Source organism: Priestia sp. 53B2 (genome assembly GCF_056099005.1).
This window is the reverse complement of record NZ_JBLZXA010000020.1, coordinates 505,308-529,459: the sequence shown is the minus strand read 5'-3', so window position 1 is coordinate 529,459 and position 24,152 is coordinate 505,308. Positions and strand designations below refer to the sequence as shown.

The 24,152-nt window shown below is 40.6% G+C and carries 21 protein-coding genes and 1 pseudogene; 5 read left to right on the top strand and 17 right to left on the bottom strand.

Features of this window, described 5'->3' with window-relative positions; all coding sequences use genetic code 11:
- Positions 1–5 precede the first annotated feature (5 nt).
- Complete coding sequence (corA, locus tag ACN6NE_RS16805; protein ID WP_129706944.1) at positions 6–977, bottom strand: magnesium/cobalt transporter CorA; 972 nt, start codon at positions 975–977, stop codon at positions 6–8.
- Positions 978–1,526: 549 nt separating this feature from the next.
- Between corA and ACN6NE_RS16800 the strand changes: the two genes are divergently transcribed.
- On the top strand, positions 1,527–1,898 hold the full coding sequence (locus tag ACN6NE_RS16800; protein ID WP_474326052.1) for a PilZ domain-containing protein: 372 nt from the start codon (positions 1,527–1,529) through the stop codon (positions 1,896–1,898).
- Positions 1,899–1,974: 76 nt separating this feature from the next.
- Entirely contained in the window at positions 1,975–2,805 is an 831-nt protein-coding gene (locus tag ACN6NE_RS16795; RefSeq protein ID WP_129706940.1) for an LCP family glycopolymer transferase, read from the top strand.
- 50 nt (positions 2,806–2,855) lie between these two features.
- Here ACN6NE_RS16795 and ACN6NE_RS16790 read toward each other — a convergent pair.
- The 6 genes and pseudogenes from ACN6NE_RS16790 to ACN6NE_RS16765 form a co-directional block, all read right to left on the bottom strand.
- A pseudogene (locus ACN6NE_RS16790) lies at positions 2,856–3,491 on the bottom strand (cupin domain-containing protein).
- Positions 3,492–3,601: 110 nt separating this feature from the next.
- Complete coding sequence (locus ACN6NE_RS16785) at positions 3,602–4,924, bottom strand: MATE family efflux transporter (RefSeq protein ID WP_240702613.1); 1,323 nt, start codon at positions 4,922–4,924, stop codon at positions 3,602–3,604.
- A 62-nt stretch (positions 4,925–4,986) separates the two neighbouring features.
- Complete coding sequence (locus ACN6NE_RS16780) at positions 4,987–6,120, bottom strand: DUF2087 domain-containing protein (RefSeq protein ID WP_474326050.1); 1,134 nt, start codon at positions 6,118–6,120, stop codon at positions 4,987–4,989.
- Positions 6,121–6,226: 106 nt separating this feature from the next.
- A complete protein-coding gene (locus ACN6NE_RS16775) occupies positions 6,227–6,673 on the bottom strand; it encodes a VOC family protein (protein ID WP_129706894.1) in 447 nt (148 codons plus the stop codon).
- 353 nt (positions 6,674–7,026) lie between these two features.
- Positions 7,027–7,890 carry a GRP family sugar transporter gene (locus ACN6NE_RS16770; protein WP_129706892.1) on the bottom strand — a complete coding sequence of 288 codons (864 nt, stop codon included), beginning with the start codon at positions 7,888–7,890 and terminating at the stop codon, positions 7,027–7,029.
- A 453-nt stretch (positions 7,891–8,343) separates the two neighbouring features.
- On the bottom strand, positions 8,344–9,321 hold the full coding sequence (locus ACN6NE_RS16765) for a carbohydrate kinase family protein (protein ID WP_129706890.1): 978 nt from the start codon (positions 9,319–9,321) through the stop codon (positions 8,344–8,346).
- A 454-nt stretch (positions 9,322–9,775) separates the two neighbouring features.
- Between ACN6NE_RS16765 and ACN6NE_RS16760 the strand changes: the two genes are divergently transcribed.
- The gene (locus ACN6NE_RS16760; RefSeq protein ID WP_025749520.1) at positions 9,776–10,102 is read left to right on the top strand and encodes a cyclic-phosphate processing receiver domain-containing protein; all 327 of its coding nucleotides are present in this window, start codon (positions 9,776–9,778) and stop codon (positions 10,100–10,102) included.
- Between the two features lie 215 nt (positions 10,103–10,317).
- Here ACN6NE_RS16760 and ACN6NE_RS16755 read toward each other — a convergent pair whose 3' ends face one another.
- From ACN6NE_RS16755 to ACN6NE_RS16735, 5 genes are all read right to left on the bottom strand, one after another.
- The gene (locus ACN6NE_RS16755; protein WP_474326047.1) at positions 10,318–11,154 is read right to left on the bottom strand and encodes a formate/nitrite transporter family protein; all 837 of its coding nucleotides are present in this window, start codon (positions 11,152–11,154) and stop codon (positions 10,318–10,320) included.
- A gap of 24 nt (positions 11,155–11,178) precedes the next feature.
- Positions 11,179–11,949 carry a uroporphyrinogen-III C-methyltransferase gene (cobA, locus tag ACN6NE_RS16750; protein WP_474326045.1) on the bottom strand — a complete coding sequence of 257 codons (771 nt, stop codon included), beginning with the start codon at positions 11,947–11,949 and terminating at the stop codon, positions 11,179–11,181.
- A 71-nt stretch (positions 11,950–12,020) separates the two neighbouring features.
- Entirely contained in the window at positions 12,021–12,347 is a 327-nt protein-coding gene (gene nirD, locus ACN6NE_RS16745) for a nitrite reductase small subunit NirD (RefSeq protein ID WP_013055862.1), read from the bottom strand.
- An 18-nt stretch (positions 12,348–12,365) separates the two neighbouring features.
- Positions 12,366–14,780, bottom strand: a complete 2,415-nt coding sequence (gene nirB, locus ACN6NE_RS16740) for a nitrite reductase large subunit NirB (protein ID WP_129706884.1) — start codon at positions 14,778–14,780, stop codon at positions 12,366–12,368.
- A gap of 608 nt (positions 14,781–15,388) precedes the next feature.
- Positions 15,389–16,135: an SGNH/GDSL hydrolase family protein gene (locus tag ACN6NE_RS16735; RefSeq protein ID WP_129706882.1), complete on the bottom strand. Its 747-nt coding sequence runs from the start codon at positions 16,133–16,135 to the stop codon at positions 15,389–15,391.
- 471 nt (positions 16,136–16,606) lie between these two features.
- On the opposite strand from ACN6NE_RS16735, the gene ACN6NE_RS16730 reads away from it, so the two are divergent.
- On the top strand, positions 16,607–17,098 hold the full coding sequence (locus ACN6NE_RS16730; RefSeq protein WP_129706880.1) for a sigma-70 family RNA polymerase sigma factor: 492 nt from the start codon (positions 16,607–16,609) through the stop codon (positions 17,096–17,098).
- Between the two features lie 101 nt (positions 17,099–17,199).
- On the opposite strand, the gene ACN6NE_RS16725 is transcribed toward ACN6NE_RS16730, so the two are convergent.
- The 4 genes from ACN6NE_RS16725 to garR all read right to left on the bottom strand — a co-directional run bounded on the left by ACN6NE_RS16725 (position 17,200) and on the right by garR (position 21,624).
- Entirely contained in the window at positions 17,200–17,679 is a 480-nt protein-coding gene (locus tag ACN6NE_RS16725) for a competence protein ComK (protein ID WP_474326042.1), read from the bottom strand.
- Between the two features lie 141 nt (positions 17,680–17,820).
- Positions 17,821–19,179, bottom strand: coding sequence for a GntT/GntP/DsdX family permease (locus tag ACN6NE_RS16720; protein ID WP_474326040.1), 1,359 nt, complete (start codon positions 19,177–19,179; stop codon positions 17,821–17,823).
- A 106-nt stretch (positions 19,180–19,285) separates the two neighbouring features.
- Positions 19,286–20,725, bottom strand: a complete 1,440-nt coding sequence (locus tag ACN6NE_RS16715; protein ID WP_474326038.1) for a four-carbon acid sugar kinase family protein — start codon at positions 20,723–20,725, stop codon at positions 19,286–19,288.
- Positions 20,722–21,624 (bottom strand): 2-hydroxy-3-oxopropionate reductase, encoded by a 903-nt coding sequence (garR, locus tag ACN6NE_RS16710; RefSeq protein ID WP_474326036.1) that lies wholly within the window; start codon positions 21,622–21,624, stop codon positions 20,722–20,724. The genes ACN6NE_RS16715 and garR overlap by 4 nt, the downstream gene beginning before the upstream one ends.
- Before the next feature lie 293 nt (positions 21,625–21,917).
- On the opposite strand from garR, the gene ACN6NE_RS16705 reads away from it, so the two are divergent.
- A complete protein-coding gene (locus ACN6NE_RS16705; protein WP_075422293.1) occupies positions 21,918–22,544 on the top strand; it encodes a GntR family transcriptional regulator in 627 nt (208 codons plus the stop codon).
- 23 nt (positions 22,545–22,567) lie between these two features.
- On the opposite strand, the gene ACN6NE_RS16700 is transcribed toward ACN6NE_RS16705, so the two are convergent.
- Positions 22,568–24,148: an FMN-binding glutamate synthase family protein gene (locus ACN6NE_RS16700; protein WP_474326034.1), complete on the bottom strand. Its 1,581-nt coding sequence runs from the start codon at positions 24,146–24,148 to the stop codon at positions 22,568–22,570.
- Between the last annotated feature and the right edge of the window lie 4 nt (positions 24,149–24,152).

Here is a 24,152-nt window from a genome sequence, read left to right as displayed (position 1 = left end):
TTTTGTTATAAAAGCTGTTTGTTTTTAAAGTACTTCCACATTCCCCACGTTAACACAATTAACATAACAATAATAATAGCAGTAGCCCAGTGGGAATTTTGATATGGAATCGGTACGTTCATTCCAAAAAATCCGGTTACGAACGTCAGCGGAAGCATAATCGTTGAAATCAGCGTTAAGACGTTCAGCTTTTCAGATGAAGTTGCATTGGTAATAGAATAATACGTATCAAGTGCACTGTTTACGAGGTCTCTAAACGTTTCAGCAGAGTCTACAATACGCTCCAAGTGGTCAAGCAAGTCAATGTAGAAAGGAACATTTTCTTCTCGTATGTCGAATTTCCACTTTCCGTTCACCGTTAAGAAAATTCGGCGCTGCGGCAGAATAACACGCCGGATTAAGATAATCGTTCTTTTTAAGGCCAAGAACTCTTCCGTCACTCCGCGCACTTCTTTGTTGTAGATTTCATCTTCTAATTCATCAATACGCATGTCAATTCGATCTAAAATCGGAAAGTATTCGTCCGTGATGCCATCAATTAAAGCATACAGTAAAAAGTCGGCGCCGCGGTTCATAAACTTTGGATAGCGTGAGCACACAGCATCCATTTTGCGAAGCCAGCCCATTTTATGTTTATGAATCGTCACTACGTAATTTGATCCGACAAAGGCATTTAACTCAAGCGTCGTAATCTCGTCATCACTTTCTTCGTTATAGCGAAGCGCGTGAAAAACAAAAAATTTATAGTCTTCGTAATCATCCATTTTAGCGCGAGGACTGTCGTGTAAGCAGTCTTCAATTGCCAATGGGTGAAAATCGAATAATTTAGCAATTTGAGCAAGCTCTTGTCCGTGGACATCATACAAATCAATCCACAGCAAATTATCAGGATTGCGCAATTTCTCATGCACGTCTCCTAAATCAAGATTCGTTACCATTTCTTTTGTTTCATCATCATATAAGTATGTTTTAATCATTGATTTTTCACCTCACATCATTGAGGCATTAAGGAGTATTTTCCTTCGTTGAAATGAGAGGAACATATACACCTTTGTTGCCCCTATCTTGTTTTGCAGTAACCTTCATCGAAATGGGGTCATCAGTGCCCATTCATCTCACCTCCTAATTAGTTGAAGGAACGCTGACTTGTAATACAGCTACTTCACAAAGTTTAATTTTAACATACAATCTAACTCTAGCGTAGCGCTTTTTTCAAAACCTTTCCCTCACTATTTAAAGTTTCAAACAAAACTTCCGATACTATAAAAGCAGTTATAATCAGCAATCGATAACTAAGACCGCTTGAATCCTCCCGCAAAGGTCCACCTAATCGTAGACGATCAACCCCGCAAGGGGGATTGTCTACGATTAGGTCTAGAATATCTATCATGACCGGTCTTTGGTCATGATAGATATTCTACATCGATAAACATTATATGGGTGATGGGGAAAAACGTGTAGGAATTTTTAGACTTTCATCGAATACTTACTTAACAAACTTAGATTACGAAAAGGACTGATGATACATGCATTTTAAACGTGAAGAACCGTTTCGCTTTTTATTTGAGCCCCCCATTGTTGGAACGTTTTCCATTGCTAAATACGACAACAAAGAAATCGATTCTAAGCCAGGTCCTTTGTCCGTTATCGACCTTTCACCGAAAGGAATCAAAATAATCACGCCGCTTGATTTACCTATTTTCAACCATCAAATTCAGCTAAAAATCAGCTTTTATTTAAATGAAAACCCCATCCATATTACCGGACTTTGCGTGTGGAAAGAAAAATGGCACACCGAATACCTTTATGGCATTGAAGCGTTTAACGATGTGGAAGAACAAGCGATTTTAATTACAGAGCTCAAAACCTACGCCAAGAAAAAGCAAGATAAGCAATAAAAATAGCGCTCATTTGTTTTACTCCCCTTTTAAGATGGCAATACTACGAACGACTTCGATAGAAAAAGGTGAGACGATGAGCAGCAAAGCAAAAAAAGAGTGGATTGGCGGTCTTGTACTATTTTTACTCGTCAGTTTTGTCAGCATCACATTTGCAGGCTATCATACGGTGAAAGCTGCCGTTGATCAAACGTATGTACCGCTTGAGCATGGTAACAAAACACACGTCAATTTAAAAAAAGGGCAACCGTTTTCCCTGCTTTTAATTCAAGAAAACCATCAAAATACTTCATTTGTATATATGACTGTTAATAAACAGCATGAATCAATAAAAATGACCCACTTGCCAGGGTCAACTCAGCTCGGCAATGAAACACTGCGAACTATTTATCACCAAGGAAATATGAATGCTGTCGTAAAGAACGTCGAAACGTATGCAAAGCTTCCTGTTGATTATTATGTCAAAATGGATCAGCAGTCAGTCGTCGATGCTGTAAATAAATTAGGCGGCATTATCGTCACAAACAAACGTGCTTTTGAACATAGCAACATTGTTTTTCCAAAAGGATCGATTCGCCTAAACGGAAAAGAAGCGCTTGTTTTTTTAAAGGAGCGCAATGAACAAGACGTCTTTACTGCGCATGAAAGACAGCTGACCGTAGCGAAAGCCATTTTCAGCCAAGCAGCTACGATTCCGAATGTTGCAAAGCTGCACTCTCTTGTATTTACGCTCGCTGATCACATTGAAACCAACGCAACCTTTAATGATATCAAACGGATTCAAAAAACCTACAAACCGGCCGTTTCTCACGTAGACAAGCAGCAGTTTCCGCAAAACGAATGGAACCAAAGACAAGTCACAACGCGGCTGTACAAGCACTTAGAACGCAACGAGCTCTTTTTATAAAAGACGCCTCACGAAAAAACCATTGACCGCAGGCTCAATGGTTTTTTATGCTACTTATCTTCAGCACGCACAACTTTCTCATTTATTTTAATAACAACTTTTTCATCACGTTCATAGCCCTTCTTATAAGAAGAATGTTCATTAGGCGGTCCAATCACAACCGTATCTGTAATCGGAGCGACGGCTTCTGCTACTTCACTTGCGCTTACTCCGTATGCTTTTTGAAATACGATCGGAGGCGTTAAGCGCAGCACATTGAATCCTTCTGTAGATTCGAATTGATCATTGTTAAAAAAGAGATGAAGATGCGCTTCTTCCGATAAGGGCTCAATCCAATGCCACCAGCCCATCGGTATAAAAACAACTTCCCCTTCTTTTATCCGGTAATTGTGCATGCTGCTTGTATCAGGGTCCAAGACAGACACCTGCACTTCACCTGAAACAACGACATCTAATTCCCACGCGTTTGGGTGCCAATGCGGTTCTCTCATATGCCCTTTTGTCATATATAAATCAACAAAAGCACCTCCGAGCATTGCAGGCAGCTGAGTTGAGGTTAGTTGATACGCTATATTTTGGTCGTTTCGTTTGAACAGGACATTTTGCTTATAGTTCACTGACAGATTAGGCGTTCCTTAGCTTTTTTTAATATTTGAATTATCCGGCACAAATCCAGATTTACTCATAGTGTCATACCCTCTTTTCATCAAAAAGTTATATGCACTATCCTATTAAAACTCTTAGCTAAGGGTATTTTAATTAGGGAAAATAAAAACCGAGCGTTTCCGCTCGGTTTTTATCCGACAAGGCGTTCAATTTTCTTTTTCTTCCATACAAATTGATAATAGCTGTACTGCAGGACTAAGCTGACCACAAACGCCGCTGGATAACCAATCCAAATCCCTTTGATTTCAAGAGGTGTAAACTGCGATAACACGTAGGCTACGGGCACTTCCACACACCAAATAGCCATAATACTAAATACCGTAGGCCAAAGCACCGTACCGCTTGCTCGCATCGTAGCGGTAATAATTTGCGCATGACCGAAAATCAAATAGCTCCAAAGTGTTATCACTAACAGCTCTTCGGCAATATGGAGCGTGTGCTGACTTGTTAAAAATAGAGCTAAAATTTGATTGGAAAAGAGATAAATAAGTAAAATCAATACGCTGCCAATAACGTAATTCAGCATAATTCCAGAGCGGATAACTTCTTTTAAACGCTCAAATTTATTGGCGCCAATCGACTGCGCCGCAAAAATAGAAACCGAAATTCCTAAGCTGATTGCCGGCATTTGTACATAGCTTGCCACTTGGTTTACCGCTCCGTACGCTGCTGTAGCGTCTGAGCCAAATCCGTTTACAAATGTAATGACCGCAATTTCAGAAAGAGAAACTAAAATCATATTGATACTGGCTGGAATCCCTAAACGCATAAGCAGCTTTAAAAGCGTTCCGTCCATTTTTAATGAAATAGATGAGTCAAACTTTAACGGGTGATTTTTCTTGCGTAAATAGATAATCATAATAATGAACGTTAATACGGTTGAAAACACCGTTGCGTACGCAGCGCCGTACACTCCAAGCTTTGGCACTCCGATCCATCCAAAAATTAAAATCGGAAGGAAAATGATGTTTAAGACCGTACTCACAACTAAAAAGTAAAAAGGCGTTTTAGAGTCTCCGGTTCCGCGCATAAACGTCGTATAAACAAAGTATAAAAACAAAACAGGAATTGCCACAAACAAAATGCGCGCATAGTGAACCGTTACGTCAATAATATTAGCCGGTGTTCCCATAACCCGAAGAATATCCGGAGCAAATATGCTTCCCAAAACAGCAAGCACAATTCCAACTAAAAATGTAAACGTGAGCGTGGTACCGATAATTTCTTTGACTCGTTTTTCATTTTGTGCCCCGTACGCTTGCCCGATTAAAATGGAACTTCCTGAACCAATTCCAATCGAAAACGACACGAGCAGAAAAAACAGAGGAAAAAACGCGGAAATAGCGGCTAACGCATCAACTCCAAGCGCTCTTCCGACAATAATACTCCCCGCCAGCTGCCCAACTGACTGCATGGCATTACTTAACATGAGCGGAATCAAAAACACAAGCATCAGCTTACTGACGGATTTTTCTGATTCCACTACTTCACTTTTCACATCTTGATTCTTCACACCTATTTCTCCTTTGTATCAGCTTTCGGCGAATGATAGCCTTTTTCGCCGTAAGGCTGCAGCTTCTCTAACCATTTCGCTTCCAGTTTCAGCAAATCCTTTTTTGAAAGTGCTTTTTCTTCTTCTCTTTTAATCGTTTCCAGCATCTCAATTGAAAAAGCATCCGCCCCGTACGTATTCCACTCGTTTTGAAGCTCTTTATTTTGATGAGTGTTCGTCTTTAACGTGAACTTTACGCCGTTTAACGTTTTGATGTTAGGCGTAGAGCCAATGTAAATCTTATCGTTGTGAAGGTTTTTAATTTGATACACGCCGCCTTCTGTTTTTACTTCTTTCGCTAGCTGCTTCATTTGTTTTTTATAGTCTTTTGAGTCCATACTCATCCCTGTCTCTCCTTTTCTCCAGTAGCTGCTTCCGTCTGCGCTGCGCTCTAAGAAACCGTACTCAATTAAATAGCGTCGCAGCACGGCGTAGTCATCATAAAAAGGTGTTAACCTATCGTTCACTTCTTTTTCTGTATACGTTGTTCCAAAATCAAAATGCCCGCTTAATTCTTCAAGAACAACAAGACGGTGTTTTTCTTGTAAGTGAAAGGTGCGAAGAGGTCCACTCAAGCCTTGCGGAAAATTCTTCGCTAAAATTTTTTCACGTTCTTCATCGCTGACTCTGTAGCGCTGACTTCTTCTAGGCGCCGTATTGGTTACGGGTACCGCCTTCTCTTCTTCCCCGTCGTTCAACAGTTCCATCAGCGTTAAAAACACTTTTGCCTGACGCTCTTTTTTCTTTAACGTAAAGCGGTGGTTCCGAATGGTCGATGAACTGCCGATTCCCATTTCCTTTTGAATATCACTATCGCTTTTTCCTTCTTTAAAAAACTTCACTAAATTTTTTTGATGATCAGAAAGACCGGTTATCTCTTTATCTAGCCCTATTAAATGATGAAATACAGATCCGTGCTGCTGTTCCACATGAAGCTTCATATAACGTTTTGCTTCATAAAAAACACCTTCCACCGGATAAATAATGCCTTTTTCAATACTTTCACCGCACAGTAAGCAGTGATAGTGCTCTTCGCTTTCCCCGTACCCTTTCTTCATCTCTTCAATAGATGATTCCCAAAACAAATCGTTCACCATATAAATAGACACCTTTCTGTTTCGTTTATTAATTTATAAACAAATATATTATATGTTTATAAATATGTCAATTATACGTTTATGATACACAAAAAAACAGCAGTTTTCACTGCTGTTTCTTGTTCCATTCACTTAAATACGGAAAACCCTTAGATACGACAGGCTCATCATTCAAAAACGTAATTAACTCCAAGCGGTTACCGTCTGGGTCATTAAAATACACGCACGCTGCCGGCATCCACGTATGAACAATCGGCTCTGTCTGCGGCTTTCCAAACGACGTCTCTTCCGGTTCAATACCTTTTGAACGAAGCCACGTTAAAGCTTCCTGAATATCTGCTGCTTCAATTCCAAAAGCAAAATGACTTCTTTTCAACTCTTTTTCGTCTGTTTCCCAAAGTCCAAGCATCTGCTTTTGTTCCCCAACAAAGAAAAAAGCACAGCGCCTCTCTTCAACTCGATGAACAAACGTCAGCCCAAGACGTCTATAAAACTCAATCGAATCCTCCAAACTCCGCACCTGTACATGAGTCTCATAAATACTCTTAATCATAGCCTTCCCTCCATCCTTTTCTACTACTATAAGCCATCTCACACCAAACAGCTTCCTAACAAAGAATGAAAAATCATCAGTCTTAAGAACGAGAAACCCTCACACAAACGTACAGCTTGGAAATTCCGAAGAGCACTATAGGTTTGGTTTTGACCTTAACTACGGTTTTGACCTTAACTACGGTTTTGACCTTAACTACGGTTTTGACCTTAACTACGGTTTTGACCTTAACTACGGTTTTGACCTTAACTACGGTTTTGAGGCCACCCCGCAAGGGGTGCCCTCAAAACCGTAGGTCTAGAAAAAACCTCATGGCTGCACTTTAGCCATGAGGTTTTTTCTACATCAATAAATCAAGTATGGGCTTTTGCGAGGCCGATACAGATACCGCCTGAAATAATCAGTACACTCGCAAGAGATACATAGAATAATTGACGCTTTGTTTTCTTTTCTCCCAAGAAGACAATACCGCCAAAAATTGAAATAACGATACCCATTTGCGATAATGAAAAGCTTGTTGCTACGCCTAGTCTTGATTGAGATAAGAATAAGAACATGTTTCCAGATGCCCAGATTAGACCTGGTAAGATATTACGAATCGTATATTTGTTAAATGGCTTATGTTTGTATGTAATGATTAAACCACCAATTAACATACCGATTGCTTGCGGGAATAAAGCTGCCCATGCGTCTACGTTGAAGATACGTGCGATAACTACGTAAACTAAGAATCCAAGACTTGAAATGATAAGAGTGATAACTCCTTTTTTCGTTTGTCCCGGAGCCCCTTGTGCCCCTTCTTTTTTGCCGTCTAATGAAGAAAGCACAACGCCTGCTAGTATTAAAAGAATCGCAATAGATCCAAGTACAATCGTTTGAAGCGTTGACCATTCTTTAAATACAATAACACCAAAAAGAGCTGTTGATACTAATTGCATACCTGTTGAAATCGGCATTGACTTTGAAACTCCAAGGTATGGAACACTTTTAAACTGATTGCTTTGACCTACTGACCAGAACAAACCTGAAACAATTCCGACAATAACGAGCGTTGGCGTTAACACCGGCTGCACAATCATAAACTGAACAAATGAAAGAATCAAAGCTCCAATAATTGTTCCCAGCGTTTGACTGTAAGGTCCACCGCCCATCTTCATACTAACTAAAATCATGCTTCCCCACGCAACGGAAGGAAGAACACCTAGCAAAATATCCATCTTTCTCTTAACCTACTTTCCTATTTCTAATCTATGTACATCGTATGTAACGACCTGCTGCTTTTCTTTTACCAAGGGCTACACGCTTGTTCCCCCTTGAATATTCCCCCAAAGGTTCACCTATGCGTCTGCTGCCTACCCCGCAAGGGGGGCAACAGACGCATAGGTCTAGAAAATTTAATAGGATCGCTCTTTGATCCTATTAAATTTTCTACATCGATAAATATATAACGTTTTCATAAATGGTGGTAAAACTGCTATTTCTTGCTGCTCGTATTATACTAACACGAACATTTATCGTTTAGCTAGAAATTTTTTTGATTATTTTTTAAAAACAGAAAAAAATTTTTTCTTCTTGCTCCGCAGCTCGCTTCTCCCTCTTATGTAATCTTCAATCAGCAGAAACTATTGCCTCTGCTGATTGAAAATAAGAAGAGATAAAGCCTTTTCATTTTAGTTAGCTACAGGCTTACAAAATTGCTCTACTACTTCTTTGGCTGGAATTGAACTGATCGCACCTTTTCCAGTTGTCGTTAAGGCACCGCTTGCATTTGCAAAACGCAAAATAGCATCGTGGTCGCGGTCAAGAATAGCCGTTAAGTTTTCTTGTGACACCTCGCGGCTTAATAGCTGATAAAGGAATCCGCCAATAAATGCATCTCCTGCACCTGTTGTATCAACGACTGCTACTTTGTAACCGTTTGATTCATAGACAGCTTGTTTTGTATAAAGCGTTGCGCCTTCTGCACCTTTTGTGAACACAACTACTTGAACGTCACCTGTAAATAGAGACTGAATCGCTTGCTGTTCATCTTCAATGCCTGTGATAAACGATAGCTCGTCGTCTGAAATTTTGACAATGTGCGCTTGTGGAATAAATTCTAAAATCGTTTGACGGCATAGCTCATGGTCTTTCCACAGCGGAAGACGTACATTTGGATCAAAGCTGATAACGCCGCCTTTTTCTTTCATGCTTTTAATCGCTTTCATATGAGCGTATTTCATAGGACTTTCAACTAAATCAACCGAACAGAAGTGAAGAACATCGTTGCTTGCAAACCAATCAGGGTTAATTTCGTCTTCTGTTAGTAATAAATCTGCTGAAGGATTACGATAGAAGCTGAAATCTCTTTCTCCGTCTTCACGCAGGGAAACAAAAGCTAAAGCTGTGTTTGCTTCTTCTGTACGATAGACCATATCAGTACCTACTCCTACTTCACGCAGCGTATCTACTAGAAAGTCTCCAAACGCATCTTCTCCAACTTTTGTAATAAGCGCTGACTCATTACCGTATGTAGCAACAACTGCTGCAACGTTTGCCGGCGCTCCGCCTGGCACACGCGTAAACGATTCCACTTCTTTCAATTGAAGACCTTTTTGAGCTGGAATCATATCAATTAATACTTCACCGATACTAAATAACTTACCCATTCTATTCACCTTACTTTTCTTTTTTGTCATATTGTCATACCATGTTCCAGAAAATCCTTAAATCAAATTATACGTCCCAACCATCTTTTTCGTAAAGAGAAATTTCCAATTTATTTTAAAAAAATCACAAATTATCGTTTTTTTCTCACAATCTTTTATTGGTTAATTCCGTTCCATCCCTTATCAAACCTGAGATTGAAATGACTCTCTTACACAAAGGTCGCGGAATAAAAAAGTTAATTTCCAGTTTAAACTGTTTATCTATTGATTTTTCGTTCGACATCTCCTTCCTTATTTCCTGTTTATTCGCCGCGAATATGCAAATAATGATAAAAATTCGTGTTTTTACCCCTATTTAAGAAGGAATAGATTAAAATGTGTCGAATAGACTTAGGTAGGTATATGACATTATGTATGTTACACTAAATACAAGGCAAGGAAGGGAGAATCAGTCATGAAAATCAATGTTTTTCTAGACGACTATCGCAAATGCCCTGACGGTCATGTTTTAGCCGAAACGATTGATGAATGTATTGATCTGCTAAGATCATTCGATGTTGAACATTTATCACTCGATCACGATTTACTGAGTAAGACACGGAATGGATTAATGCTCGTGCATTTTATGGTAAAGCATCATTTATATGCCGATCGAATTACGATTCACTCCGCTAATCATTCAGGCAGCAAAGCAATGTACAACTGCTTTAAAGACGCTCAAAAAGAGCATAAAATGCCAAACAACATTAAAATTTTAAGATGCCCTCTGCCTCTTCGATGATACCTGCACCCTCACACATTCATTTCAACAGAATCTGTCCGATTCAATTCTCACAGACATCCTGTTTCTATAAAATGAAGAACGATACTGCTTGTTCGATACGTATAGATGTGAATACGCTTTAAGCAGTTTATATTATATAGAAGAAACCGCTCTAAAATACCGTGATGATAGCTTTAAAAAGCAGACTATATGGTACAAAGAGCGGTTTTTTGCTATTTAGACAGTTTAGCAGAATCCAAATCAGCTGAGAGAGCAGCCGGCTGTTTTGCGTTTTCTTTGAGCTGCCTAGCATTCACGAACCAGTAAATGCTTCCCACAAACAGTCCTCCCCCTACGATGTTTCCGAGTGTAACAGGAATCAAGTTATGAAATAGTCCAGCAGCCGAAATCGCATCAGGATGCGGAAGCAAGAAAGCTAGACCAAGAAACGTCATATTTGCCACGCTGTGCTCGTATCCTGAAGCAACAAATGCAAAAAGCATCCAAAAAATGAGCATGATCTTTGCCGCATCGCTTTTAGTACGCGCAGCCGTCCAAATTGCCAGGCAAACAAGCCAGTTGCAAAGGATGCCGCGAAAAAATAATTCACTGACCGGCAAATTCATTTTTTTAGCTGCCAGCGTCATGAGTAAATGATTCGGTTCAATTCCTTTAAACAAACCGGTTCCGGTAATTAACAAACAAAGCCCAAACGCACCTATCGCATTTCCGATAAAACACCACGTCCAGTTTTTAAACGTATCTTTCCATGTGGTGACTCCCGATAGCGTACTGACTGTATAAACCATATGATTCCCCGTAAACAATTCAGCTCCTGCAAATACGACAAGCAGGAGAGCAACAGCAAAAGATAATCCCATCACAAGAGAAACGACCGGTAAAGAAGCAGAAGCTAAAGGCGCTCCTACCGATAGAGCTAATATAACACCAAGTCCTACGTAAGCACCCGCTAGCACAGCTAACAGCAAATAACTCGGCAAATGCTCATTCACAAGCTTCGTTTTTTCGCGGGCTAACTCATTCATTGACTGCAGTGAATTCTTAAGCAAAAGTGTTTCCTCCTTTTATTCATCTTAGACGCATACTTTTTCTTCTGTTTTTTCCAAAAACCAAGAAAGAGCAGAAGCTTGCTTCACCACTTCACCAATCACAATCATCGCGGGATTACTCACTTGCTGTTCAGCAGCCGTGTCTACAATAGTGCCAAGCGTACCTGTAACCGTGCGCTGATAAATCGACGTGCCTTGTTCAATAAGAGCGACCGGCGTATCCGCGCTTTTTCCCGCGGCTAAAAGCTGACGGCAAATATAAGGCAAGTTTTTAACGCCCATATAAATCGCAAGCGTATCAACTCCTTTTGCTAAATGCTCCCATCGAATACTTTCCGGCTTGCCGCTCAAACAGTGTCCCGTCACAACGGCAAACGAACGGCTCAGCTCACGGTGCGTCACAGGAATTCCAGCATAAGCCGGCGCCGCAATGCCCGCTGTAATACCCGGAACGATTTCAAATGGAATTCTATGCTGAGCGAGCACTTCTGCTTCTTCACCGCCTCTTCCGAAAACAAACGGATCTCCGCCTTTTAACCGCACGACGGTGTTTCCTTTTCTTGCGTAGAATACAAGCAAATCATGAATATCCTCTTGAGAAACGCAGTGATCACCAGGCTTTTTCCCGCAGTAGACGAGTTCGGCTCCTTCTTTTGCATACTGAAGAAGAACAGGGTTCACTAATCGGTCGTATAAAATAACATCTGCTTTTTCTAAACATTTGGCTGCTTTTATCGTTAGTAAATCTGGATCTCCTGGTCCGGCTCCTACAATGTACACTTTTCCTGTTCTCATTTTTGCTTCGCTCCTTTTAATGTGTCCCCTTGAATTTTTGTGGCGCGTTGAAAATCAACGCGCCACGGTACTTATTCTTCAATTAAAAGATACAGTAAATCTCCTTCAACAGACGCTTCGTACGTGTCTACACATCCGCTGTCAGGCTCTTGCACGTTGCCGTCATGCAAGCAAATTTTCCAGTCATGCATCGGACAGAACACCGAGTCGCCGCTCACGATTCCTTCACTTAGCACCCCGCCTTTATGCGGACAGCGATTTTCAATTGCCCGTATTTTTCCGCTTGATAGCTTAAACACCGCAATTTCTTTTCCGTTTACTTTCACTGTTTTACCTAGGCTTACCGGAAAATCATGAATCGACCCTACGCATACTTTTGTAATGTTTTTATTCACCATCTTTATTTCCCCCCAGCTTTATGATGTGACAACTGTTTCGAACAGCTCTTTTTTCGTCTTTTTGCTTTCGACGATTTCTTTCCAAGGATCACGGTACGTAGATAACGCTTCGTCCATACGCATATTCAGCTCTCTTCTCGTTTCGGCGTCATCAAGCACTGACTGAATGTGCGAAAGTCCCATGCGCTCAATCCATGCAGACGTACGCTCTAAGTAATTAGCCGTTTCTCGGTAATACTGTAAATAAGCTCCTGTAATGTCCATCAATTCTTCGTCTGTTTTTACTTTATACAATAAATCTCCGCCGCGAAGATGCGTACCTCCATTTCCGCCCACGTAAATTTCCCAGCCGCCGTCAATTCCAATAAAGCCAATATCTTTAATACCTGACTCAGCACAGCTTCTCGGACAAGCAGATACAGCCATTTTCACTTTATGAGGCGTCCATAGTCCTTCAAATTTTTTCTCAAGCGCAATTCCAACGCCCATTGAATCCTGCGTGCCAAAACGGCAAAACTGTTCGCCGACGCATGTTTTCACCGTCCGCAGCGACTTACCGTACGCGTAGCCAGAAGGCATATCTAACTCTTCCCATACGCTAGGCAAATCTTCTTTTTTAACACCAAACAAATCAAGACGCTGACCCCCCGTCACTTTTACGAGCGGAATTTCATATTTATCAACGACATCTGCAATTTTTCGTAAATCTTCGGCATTTGTGACGCCTCCGTACATGCGAGGAACAACAGAATACGTGCCGTCTTTTTGAATATTTGCGTGCATGCGTTCATTCACAAATCGTGATTCGCGTTCATCAACGTATCCGGTTGGATTCACCATACCTAAATAATAATTTAGCGCCGGACGGCATTTCGAACAGCCTTCTTCATTATTCCAGCCAAGTACATTCATAACTTCACGCGTATGTGAAAGGCCTTTTGCTTTAATCTCTTCGACAACTTCATCTCGTGACAGAGTCGTACAGCCGCAAATCGCTTCTTTTTGAACCGCCGCGTCAAAGTCAGCGCCAAGAGTATGCTGAAGCACTTCCGCTACAAGCGGTTTACATCCTCCGCAGGAGCGAGAGGCACTTGTACAAGCTTTGATTTCATCAACCGATGAGCATCCTTGGTTTTGTATAGCTTCCACAATCGTACCTTTTGTTACGCCGTTACAGCCGCAAATAATATCATCGGCGCTCATGCTTGCTACTAAGCTTTCACCCGTATTACCGCCAGATGGCTGTAAAATCGACACTTTTGCGACATCGGATACATCTTCTTGCTTTTGAATCATTGAAAACAGTCGATTTCCGTCGCTGCTGTCTCCAAAAAGAACGGCTCCTACGATTTGATTCCCTCGCAAAACAAGCTTTTTATAAATGCCGTCTTGTTCATCGAACACTTTGATCGCTTTTTTCTCTTCGTCTTCCGTGAAGTCTCCTGCGGAGAACACTTCAACACCTGATACTTTTAGCTGTGTTGATAAAACCGACCCTTCATAAGGCACCTTTTCTGCACCGCAAATCGCTTTTGCTAATGCTTTTCCTTGTTCATACAGAGGTGCCACCAGTCCGTATACCATTCCTCTATGCTCTGCACATTCTCCAACTGCGTAGATGTTTGGGATATCCGTTTGCATATAGTCATTTACAACAATTCCTCGATTTACGTTAAGTCCCGCTTCTTTTGCAAGCTGAACGTTTGGTTTAATTCCAACCGCCATCACGACTAAATCAGCTTCTAAAAACGTACCGTCTTTAAAAGATAATCCTTCAACTCGCTCATCGCCGACGATTTCCGCCGTTTGTTTTTCAAGCAAAAACTTCATGCCTTGTTTTTCTAATTCGTTTTGAAGCAATTTGCCGGCTGTTGGATCAAGCTGGCGTTCCATTAAATACGGAGCTAAATGAATCACAGATACGTCCATTCCCAAATTTAACAGTCCGCGCGCTGCTTCTAATCCAAGCAGTCCGCCTCCAATAACCGCTGCTTTTTTATACTGCTGAGAAGCCTGCAGCATTTCATCCGTATCTTTTATATCTCGAAAAGCCGTAACTCCTTTTTTATCAGAGCCTGGAATCGGAAGAATAAAAGGAAGAGAGCCCGTTGCTAAAATTAACTCATCATACGATTCTATTCTGCCGCTGTTTGTCGCTACTTCTTTTTTTATCGAATCGATACTAGTAACCGTTTCGCCCGTATATAATGTAATATTGTTTTCTTGATACCAGTTCCAATCGTTTAACGTAATGTCTTCAACATTCGTATCTCCTTGCAGCACTTTTGATAGTAAAATACGATTATAGTTCGGATGCGGCTCGCTTCCGAAAATCGTAATCTCAAACGCTTCGCTTGAAACCTTCAATACTTCTTCAATCGCTCGAACTCCAGCCATTCCATTTCCAATCAATACGAGTTTCTTTTTTTGCATCTTCCATTCCTCCCCTGGCGTCTATACCTGCTTGTTTCAAAGATATATTTTCTATGCATCTTTAAAGATACATTTAAGATATATGAATTTTCTGAATCGTTCAACTTATGTGTTAGATTATCTAACACAGTTATGGTATGTATGCGATTCCATTGCTTTAACAGCAAGCAAAAAAAATAAGTGATCTAATTACGTTTTAATTTGGATCATCCTTTGCATTTTATTTTGTGATGTTTTTCACAACATTAATTTAGCAAGAATAAATAACCTGAGCTATGATAAAAATCACTCCTAAATGTTGATAAGCCAAAAATAAAAATCTCGAAAGTTCTTTATAAAGAACTTTTTAAACAAACCGTTCTTTATAGTATTTACTATCACTCTCATATTCTTTATAATGAATATATAGACCTTTATAAAGAACAGAACAGAGAATTAAAATGCCACTCGTAAACATAAAAAAATTTTGGACTCCTTTAGAAATCTTTGGCTTTAAGCTTTATAAGGGTAGAGATACAAAAAACTACTACTATAAAACGAGGAAAAGTCATAATCTAATAAAATTATAAAAAACAAGCCCTATTTCTTTTGAAATAGGGCTTGTCTTTTTATTTTCCCGTAAACCAATTCACAACGTACTCTCCCCACACTTCATTTCCTTTTTTCGTTAAATTACCGCTGTCTTTATTTATATACTCTCCTAAATGAAACGGCCAAATGAGCGAGTGATTCATATAATATACCCAGTTTGCTTCAGAAACTCCCCTGATCGCTTCTACCCCTTCTTCATAGGACTCGGTTTGTGAAATATATGGCTGTGAGGGCTGAATCATAAGGGTTTTTTTCAAATCTTTGAGCTGATGAATCAGCTTGTCTGTATTTTCAAGCGTATCATCTAGCGTAAGATGCTGATAATTATTTTTAAGAGGTGCCTCAAACAGAATAATGTTTGGCTGAAGTTGATCAATTTGATCGGCAATATGTGAGGATAAAAGCTCATCCGTTGTTTGGCTGCCGTATGAAAGTGTTTTAACCGTAAATACATCACTTCCATATGTAGCTGCTAGCTCTTTTTTTAACTGCTGAGGCCACCCTGCTTCCTTTGCGGATGTGGCAACCACAAGAGTCAGAGGCTTTTTATTTGCGATAGATGACTGGATTTGCTTTGTGATAAAGTCTGGAAGATTTTTTGTATAAGCAGATACATCGGAAAACTGTTTTTCTTTATGTACAACAGCAGTTTTTACTTCACTTGCCTGCGCTTCCGTTTGCTCCTGCCAGTGCTGCGTCCCCGCATACATCACTGCCCCGCACAAAACAGCCGCCGCCACATTTACCCCAACAATCGCCTTCATTCAATCTCCCCTTTACCCATTTTTAAAAACCAACTATATTCTCTCCACCAAACTCACATTCAATAGAATAAACAAAAGGACAAACACAAAAATACTTCACTGAACCTGCCCTAAAAGGTCCACCTATCCGGATGAGACCAGCCCGCAAGGGAGGGTCTCATCCGGATAGGTCTAGCAACTCTACCATCACCGCTCTTCCGTGATGGTAGAGTTGCTACATCGATAATAGATATAAAAATAATTATAGATTAGTAGAATTTGGAATGGGGGACCTTTCGTACGTAAAATCTCTACAAATAAACGTATACTTCGCATATTTCCTAGCGAAACGTGAAGTTTCCGGGGAAATTACGTCACGTTTCTTAAAAAGAAAACATAATGTACGTTCATTCGCACATATAATCTTCCCCTTGTACAGTAGAGATACCGGCGGAATACAGCAAAAACGCGTTTTTGAAAAAGGAATGCTACATGCAAAAAAGCTCGTTTGATCAAATCGCTTCATCTTTTCATCCATTAATTGTGTCGATGATTAAAAAATTTCATATTTACAAAGACTACGACGAATATTATCAAATTGCGTTGATTGGTTTATGGAGAGCGTATCAAAAATTTGACGAAAGCAAAGGATCTTTTTCTGCTTATGCCTATACAACCGTGCGGGGTACGATCCTTTCTCATTTAAAAGGCACCATTTTATACGAAGAACGTGAAACACCGGCTGAGCAGAACCTGCTTTCACTAAACGAAGATCCCGCTCTTCCCGTTCCGCTAGAAAGTGACATCATCAAGCAGCATATCGAACACTTAACGGGAAGAGAAAAAATCTATGTAATCGAACATCTGCTAGAAGGATACTCGTATAAAGATATTGCCTGCAAATACGGAGTCTCTACGGGAGCCGTTAAAAACTGGGGAAAAGCAGCTCGCAAAAAGCTAAAGGCCTCACTTCTTAGGGAGTAAGAAAAAGAGGAAGCTTATGATAAGCTTCCTCCTTCCGTTCATATGTGTAGTCCAAACGATTGTTCATATGTAGGACAAATTTGTTTGATAAATCGAACGCATTATGCAAAGACAAGCGGACTTTCTAAACAATAATTGCGAATAACAGCCGCTCTGGCCAGCTTTTTTTCTAAACTATAATAAGAGAGCTTCACTGGAATGAACGTTCCGTCTTTGAAGTGAATCAGCATGGAGGTTGGATTAACTGTAGCAAGCGTATGTGTAGTATGAACGTGAGAGGAGAAAATCCAGGCGCAGCTGTAGTCATTGGGCGAAGATGTGGGAAACGCAATAATCGCTTGTGAACGACTAATGACAAGAGGTGTAAGCTGTTTATAGGGAAATAGTTTTCGAACGGCGGCGATGGACCCTTTAAACGTACTTAATTCTCGAATGCACGCTTCTTCTAATAATTGCTTACACGTCTTGCTTAGCATGTATTCTCCTGCTGCATCTAGCACCTTTGTGCGGTGAATAGGATCATTCACTGGAATTAAGGCTTTTGTCGTCAAACCAATTTGATAATTTTCAACATTTGTCATACATCTACCCCCTTTTGCTACTTTATAACTATTCTATACTATCGAAAAGGGGAAAATCTAGTCTTTTTTTCTTATTATTTTAAATATTTTGAATATATTTCATATCCAAAGAAAAAAGCGCTGGTTTCAGCGCTTTTTGTCTTAGATAAAAATGTCTAAAATAAGAACCATCGCAAACGCTGCAAATGATAGAATCGTTTCCATCACTGTCCACGTTTTTAACGTTTGAGCCACTGACATGTTGAAAAATTCTTTGATTAACCAGAAGCCAGAATCATTTACGTGCGATAGCATCACAGAACCTGCGCCTGTTGCTAGCACCAATAGCTCTGGGCTTACGTTTGGCATGGTTGCTGCAATTGGTGCTACAATACCTGCTGCTGTTGTCATTGCTACTGTTGCTGAACCAACTGCTGCACGAATTAACCCTGCAATCACAAACGCTAGCACGATAGGAGAAAGATGTGCATCTTGAGCAAAGCCTGCAATCGCGTCACCTACACCGCTTGCTGTTAAAATTTTATTAAAACCGCCGCCTGCACCGATGATTAAAATGATCGAAGCAACGGGTCCAAGACATTCGTTTGTGAATTTTAATAAATCATCTTTGTTGTACCCTCTTGCAAAACCGAACGAATAAAAAGCAAACACTAGCGAAATTAACAGCGCAACGATCGGACTTCCGATAAAGTTTGTTACGTAGCGAATCGTACTTGTTTCTGGATAAACAAACCCGGTAATTGTTGCTAAAAGCATTAATAGTACCGGTAGTAAAATCGTAAATAACGTGATTCCGAAGCCAGGAAGGTCTTTATGCTTTGACTCTGTGAACTGCTCCATAATTTCACCCGTTGGCTCTACCTGAACACGGCGTGAAATGAACGATCCGTAAATCGGACCCGCCACGGCTGCAGCTGGAAATGCCACAACTAATGAATACAAAATCGTTTTACCTAAATCTGCTTTAAAGATATCCACCGCTAGCATCGCTGCCGGATGCGGAGGTACTAAACTGTGAACAACTGCTAAACCGGCAATTAATGATAAACCGATTTTAATAAGTGACGTACCCGTATGCTTGGCAATTACAAACACAAGCGGAATTAATAACACAACACCAACTTGGAAAAAGACAGGGATACCGCAAATAACGGCTACAACCATCATTGCCCAGTGTACGTTCTTTTCACCGAATACTTTAATTAACGTGCGGGCAATACGCTCGGCTCCGCCTGACTCTGCCATCATTTTACCTAACATCGTTCCAAGACCAAGAACAATCGCGATAAATCCTAAGACGCTCGCTACTCCTTCTTGGAAAGCCGTTACGATATCAGGCAGCTTCATTCCTGAAATAAGACCCATAAACAAAGCCGCAACAATTAGCGCTACGAACGGATTTGTTTTAAACTTAGCAATTAAAAAGATAAGTCCGACAATCGATACAATCGCATACAGCAAAAGACTTGCTTCATGACTTAATCCGAATACTGAATTCATATGTTCATCCCCTTAGTGTGACCATTTTTCACGTACGTACATCCAAATAATGTATACGCTTTCAAATATTTTCTAAAGTGAACGCACCTCGTACGTTCACTTCTGCTTATTTACTTAATAATTCAACCGTTTCACGAAGCGTTGTTTTGGCTCCAACGTTTCCAGGGAAAATGATGTACGCAATGCCCGGAAACTTGCTTTCCTCTCCCGTTACCCATACCGGAATGCCCGGCTTGATTTGTCCAGCAACCGTCGCGCGCTTTACAGATAAGCCGTTTACGCCGATATCACTTGAGGTAATGCCGCCTTTTGCGACGATAAAGTTTGGACGAACGTTTAAGCGGCGAACAATGCTTGTAACCGCATCTGAAATTTTTACCGATAATTTAAGCTCTTCTTCTTTTTTGCCTTCGCCAAGATCTAAGCGCTCGCGTCTTGTATACACAGCTACCGTTTGACCTTTAGAAATAAGCTTCTCTGCTTCATTGATAATACGGTTCACTTCTTCTTCAAACTTTTCAGGTTCTAAGACAAGATGACAATCAAATTCAATAAATTCAATGAAGCTGCATTTCTTTAATTCTTCTAACTGCTCTGTTGTTTTTTTAACATGCGAACCAACCATAATTAATCCGCCGTTTGACGACTTTTCTTTGATAAGCTCTTCTTTTGTTAAAAGGTCTTTGTCGCTCACGCCGCCCATTACTTTTGTTAGAGCCGCAGCGCTTCGATACATAAAATGCTTTCCAAGCTTCATCGCGCGAAGAAGCGCAATCGTCACAACTTTTACGTCCACATAGTCCACTGCGTTCACGATTACTTTGTTAAAGTCTTTCACTTCCATTAATTGATTTGTAATCGTCACTAAATCAAGTGCACGAATGCTCTCGAGTGAAATATACGTCGTATGACTTGCTTTGAATTTCCCTTCGGACTTTTCTTCTACCCATTCGCCTAAATGGGATTTACTGTAGCCAAACGTACGGTCTTTTGCAAATTCCGTTTCTCCTGCCGGCACTAAGTAGTCTTCATCTTGCACGTAGTGAATGTTATCAATAGTGAATCGTCCGCCTTCTTTAAAGAAAGGAAAGATAACTTCACCGTCAAGCACTTGATTGGAGTGCTGTTCAACCGTTTTCTTTAACACTTCTGTTTCTAATGGGTAGTGACCGCGAAGAGTCGAATCACCTCTGCTGATAATTAAAAACTCTTTATTTACTTCAGCCGCTGCCTCTGTAATAACAGCAGCAATGTCCGCGTGGGCTTTTTCCGTTTCAGAAGCGGTAAATCCGCGTGAATTTGTTAGAATAAAAAACATTGAATTTTCTTCTAAAAACCCTTGTTTGATGCTGTCTTTGCTCCAGTCTGTATAGACGGAAATGCCGTTAACCGTTTGAACACCCGTTGGATCATCGTCTAGCACAATGATTTTTTGATTGAACGTCAGAAGCTCTTTATCAAGCATTTTTTGCACAAGTGCTTCATCAACCGCTGGAATGTTTTTAAACACATCGCTTACAAGACGTTTTTCCTGTTGTTTAATCATGCTTCCACCTTCTTTTTCACTTCAACGTTTGCTAATTTTTCATAGTACTGCACAATTCCGCCGTGATCATCGCTTGCTTTTCCGTCTACTTTTAACGCGTGGAAAATTTCCACAAGCTGACTTGAAAGCGGAAGCGGTACGCCAGTGTCATGAGCCGTTTCCATCACGTTTGTCATATCTTTTAAGTTAATATCAATGCGTCCGCCTGCTACGAAGTTGCGGTCTAAAATAAGCGGTACTTTTGCATCTAATACAGCGCTTCCTGCTAATCCGCCGCGAATCGCTTGATACATTTTTTCAACGTCAATGCCTGCTTTGGCTGCTAGTACAAGCGCTTCAGACATCGCTGCAATGTTTAAGTTCACAATCACTTGGTTTGCAAGCTTAGCCGTTACGCCGCTTCCGTTGTCTCCAACAAGCGTTACTTCTGCTCCCATCGCATGAAGAATAGATGAAACGCTTTCAAAGATGTGCTCATTTCCTCCGACCATAATTGCAAGCGTGCCGTCAATTGCTTTTGGCTCTCCTCCGCTAACAGGAGCATCTAGCATGTGAATTCCTTTTTGTGCAAGCTCCGCCGCAATTTCTTTTGATGCTACCGGCGAAATTGAACTCATATCGATGATAACGCTTTCTTCTTTTGCGCTATGAATTAACCCTTCTTCTCCAAGAACTACGCTTTTTACATGATGTGAAGCCGGAAGCATCGTGATCATCACGTCGCTGTTCACTGCAACTTCAGCAAGGCTTTCTGCTCCAAATCCTCCTGCTGCTTTCACTTCTTCCACTGCTGCTTTATTAATATCGTAAACCGTTACCTCAAAGCCTGCTTTTAATAAATTGAGTGTCATCGGTTTTCCCATAATTCCAAGTCCAATAAATCCAACGCGTTTTGTCATTTTCGTTTCCTCCCCTTGTTGTATACGTTTTCAAATACGTTTTAAAAAATAATGTATACGTTAAAATATTTTTTGTATACATTTCTGATAATTTTGTATACACTCATCATATTCGCATTTTATTTATTTGTCTAGACTTTTTTCAAATGAAATTTATTTCTAAAAGCGAAACTTTCCGTCCCACCTTTTCACAAGTTATAGTATGATTTGGGTATACGCGTACAAAATGATAAAAAATAAAGAGAGAAAGAGACGAGATTTCCTCGTGTCGAATGCTAGAGGTGAAGTAGAGTATGTTAAGAAATCAAGGTTCTCGTTCGTCACATCACCCTTCTTATGAGATGATTCGAGATAAAATTTTAAACGGTGAGCTTGAAGGCGGTACAAAAATCGTCGAAGAAAAATTAGCGAGCGAGCTTGGATTCAGCCGAACGCCGATTCGTGATTCCATCAGACGCTTAGAATATGAAGGACTGATTGTTCGAAAAAAAGTGGTGTCGCCGACAGAAAAAGACTTACGCAACTTGTTTGAAGTGCGAATGCTGCTAGAAGGCTCAGCATCTAAAGCTGCCGCGACTTTTTTGTCTGACAACGAATTAGAAGAATTAAAGGAATGCGTAGACATCGGAAGAAACGGATCGTTTGAAGAAATTATGAGCGCAAATGAACGTTTTCACGCTATTATTGTGAACGCAAGCAACAATGACGTAATGATTAATATCATCGACCGCATGCAGTCAATCATTTACTTATTCCGTCACACCGTGGTCTTTTACAACCGCCCGTTTTTAATTGACGAACACGAAGACATTTATAAAGCTATTAAAGAACGCAATGCCGAAAAAGCCGAAGCGTTAATGCAAGAGCACCTTCAAAAAGACTTAGAGTTTTGCCTGCACTTGCTTCAGCGAAGACAATAAAAAAGCTGCCGATTGGCAGCTTTTTATACGTACATCTTTTCCTTTGTAGAAATATCAGCTAACTGTCCGCTGCTGTTTTTGAACACCACGTGTTTTTTTGAAAACTTCGTCGGCGAATCAATACCGGCTGCTGCGGCTAAATTAAACAATCCTTCACGTAATGACAGCACGTAGTTGCACACGCGGTATGACTTTTCTTCAATAATAAGCGCTTTTTGCAGCTTTGGATCCGTTGTGGCTACGCCTACTGGACAACGGTTATTGTGACAAACCTGCGCTTGAATACAGCCAACAGAAAACATAAAGCCTCTGGCAATATTAACGCAGTCGGCACCCAGCGATAAAGCCGTCGCAATTTTATCAGCCGTTAACAGCTTGCCCGATGCAAAAAGCTTCACTTCATCGCGAACCCCATATTTTCTAAGCAAATCATCCACAAAAGGCAGTCCTGAAAAAAGAGGTACGCCGGCTCCGTCTGCTAATTCTTGAAACGATGCCCCTGTTCCGCCTTCTGCTCCGTCGATCGTAATAAAATCAGGTCCGCTTCCCGTCTCTTTCATATACGCCGCCATTTCTTCAAGATCATTTGTGTTTCCGACAACCATTTTAATGCCTACTGGCTTGCCGCCTACATCTCGAAGTTTTTCAATAAACTGGAACATTTCAGGATACGATGCGAACTCTTTGAAACGGTTTGGGCTGTCTACCGATTCTCCTGGCTTCAAGTTGCGGATTTCAGCGATTTCTTCTGTTACTTTTGAACCATCCACGTGACCGCCTCGCGTTTTCGCTCCTTGCGCCAGCTTAATTTCAAACGCTTTGATTTGCTTCATTTCACTTTTCTTTTTAAACTCTTCCCATGAAAATTCGCCTTCTTTTGTCCGAACGCCAAAAAGCCCTGGCCCAATTTGAAAAATAATATCAACGTTTCCTTTTAAATGATACGGTGACAGTCCGCCTTCTCCCGTGTTCATCCACGTGCCGCCTGCTCGTCCTAATCCTAGTGATAAAGCGGTAATCGCGTGGTCACCAAGCGCTCCAAAGCTCATGCCGGATTGACCGATTAATCCTTTTACAACAAACGGATTTTTGCATGAAGGACCTATAACAACCGCCTCTTCATCCCTCAAATAAAACGGATCCGCTTCTTTTTCTTCACGGTGCTCTCTTCGGCTGAATAAGTTATCGGCGTCCATTTTATATACTTTCGTTTTAATCTTTTGCGTATTATCCGCTTTCATTTCATCACGCTGCTTTGGAAACACCGCATTACGAATATAGTATCCCGGTTCGCTAAAATCACGCTCTGAGCCAAATCCCATCATTCGGTTGAGGTACTTACCTGACTTAACGGTTTGTTCATATTGATTTCTAGAAAACGGCTTGCCTTCGTTATTATTTAAAAATAAATACTGACGCAGTTCAGGCCCCATTTTCTCAAAAATATAGCGCATTTTCCCGAGCAGCGGATAGTTTCTCAAAACCGAATGCTCTTCTTGTTTTTCATCTTTCATCCAAAGAATAATAGCAATAATAACCGGCACTACAATCACAAGCATCATTACCGCGCCAAAAATAAGTAAAATGATTTCAAACACTCCCATGATA

What these genes read in the sequence shown, in the direction of transcription:
- ACN6NE_RS16720 (WP_474326040.1), bottom strand. Translation starts at nt 19,179, where the DNA reads ATGAATTCAGTATTCGGATTAAGTCATGAAGCAAGTCTTTTGCTGTAT.
- nirD (WP_013055862.1), bottom strand. Translation starts at nt 12,347, where the DNA reads ATGGTGAATAAAAACATTACAAAAGTATGCGTAGGGTCGATTCATGAT.
- ACN6NE_RS16730 (WP_129706880.1), top strand. Translation starts at nt 16,607, where the DNA reads ATGCAAAAAAGCTCGTTTGATCAAATCGCTTCATCTTTTCATCCATTA.
- ACN6NE_RS16760 (WP_025749520.1), top strand. Translation starts at nt 9,776, where the DNA reads ATGAAAATCAATGTTTTTCTAGACGACTATCGCAAATGCCCTGACGGT.
- ACN6NE_RS16770 (WP_129706892.1), bottom strand. Translation starts at nt 7,890, where the DNA reads ATGGATATTTTGCTAGGTGTTCTTCCTTCCGTTGCGTGGGGAAGCATG.
- ACN6NE_RS16780 (WP_474326050.1), bottom strand. Translation starts at nt 6,120, where the DNA reads ATGGTGAACGATTTGTTTTGGGAATCATCTATTGAAGAGATGAAGAAA.
- ACN6NE_RS16765 (WP_129706890.1), bottom strand. Translation starts at nt 9,321, where the DNA reads ATGGGTAAGTTATTTAGTATCGGTGAAGTATTAATTGATATGATTCCA.
- garR (WP_474326036.1), bottom strand. Translation starts at nt 21,624, where the DNA reads ATGACAAAACGCGTTGGATTTATTGGACTTGGAATTATGGGAAAACCG.
- ACN6NE_RS16735 (WP_129706882.1), bottom strand. Translation starts at nt 16,135, where the DNA reads ATGAAGGCGATTGTTGGGGTAAATGTGGCGGCGGCTGTTTTGTGCGGG.
- ACN6NE_RS16775 (WP_129706894.1), bottom strand. Translation starts at nt 6,673, where the DNA reads ATGATTAAGAGTATTTATGAGACTCATGTACAGGTGCGGAGTTTGGAG.
- corA (WP_129706944.1), bottom strand. Translation starts at nt 977, where the DNA reads ATGATTAAAACATACTTATATGATGATGAAACAAAAGAAATGGTAACG.
- ACN6NE_RS16705 (WP_075422293.1), top strand. Translation starts at nt 21,918, where the DNA reads ATGTTAAGAAATCAAGGTTCTCGTTCGTCACATCACCCTTCTTATGAG.
- ACN6NE_RS16785 (WP_240702613.1), bottom strand. Translation starts at nt 4,924, where the DNA reads ATGCTTGTGTTTTTGATTCCGCTCATGTTAAGTAATGCCATGCAGTCA.
- cobA (WP_474326045.1), bottom strand. Translation starts at nt 11,949, where the DNA reads ATGAGAACAGGAAAAGTGTACATTGTAGGAGCCGGACCAGGAGATCCA.
- ACN6NE_RS16715 (WP_474326038.1), bottom strand. Translation starts at nt 20,725, where the DNA reads ATGATTAAACAACAGGAAAAACGTCTTGTAAGCGATGTGTTTAAAAAC.
- ACN6NE_RS16725 (WP_474326042.1), bottom strand. Translation starts at nt 17,679, where the DNA reads ATGACAAATGTTGAAAATTATCAAATTGGTTTGACGACAAAAGCCTTA.
- ACN6NE_RS16700 (WP_474326034.1), bottom strand. Translation starts at nt 24,148, where the DNA reads ATGGGAGTGTTTGAAATCATTTTACTTATTTTTGGCGCGGTAATGATG.
- nirB (WP_129706884.1), bottom strand. Translation starts at nt 14,780, where the DNA reads ATGCAAAAAAAGAAACTCGTATTGATTGGAAATGGAATGGCTGGAGTT.
- ACN6NE_RS16795 (WP_129706940.1), top strand. Translation starts at nt 1,975, where the DNA reads ATGAGCAGCAAAGCAAAAAAAGAGTGGATTGGCGGTCTTGTACTATTT.
- ACN6NE_RS16800 (WP_474326052.1), top strand. Translation starts at nt 1,527, where the DNA reads ATGCATTTTAAACGTGAAGAACCGTTTCGCTTTTTATTTGAGCCCCCC.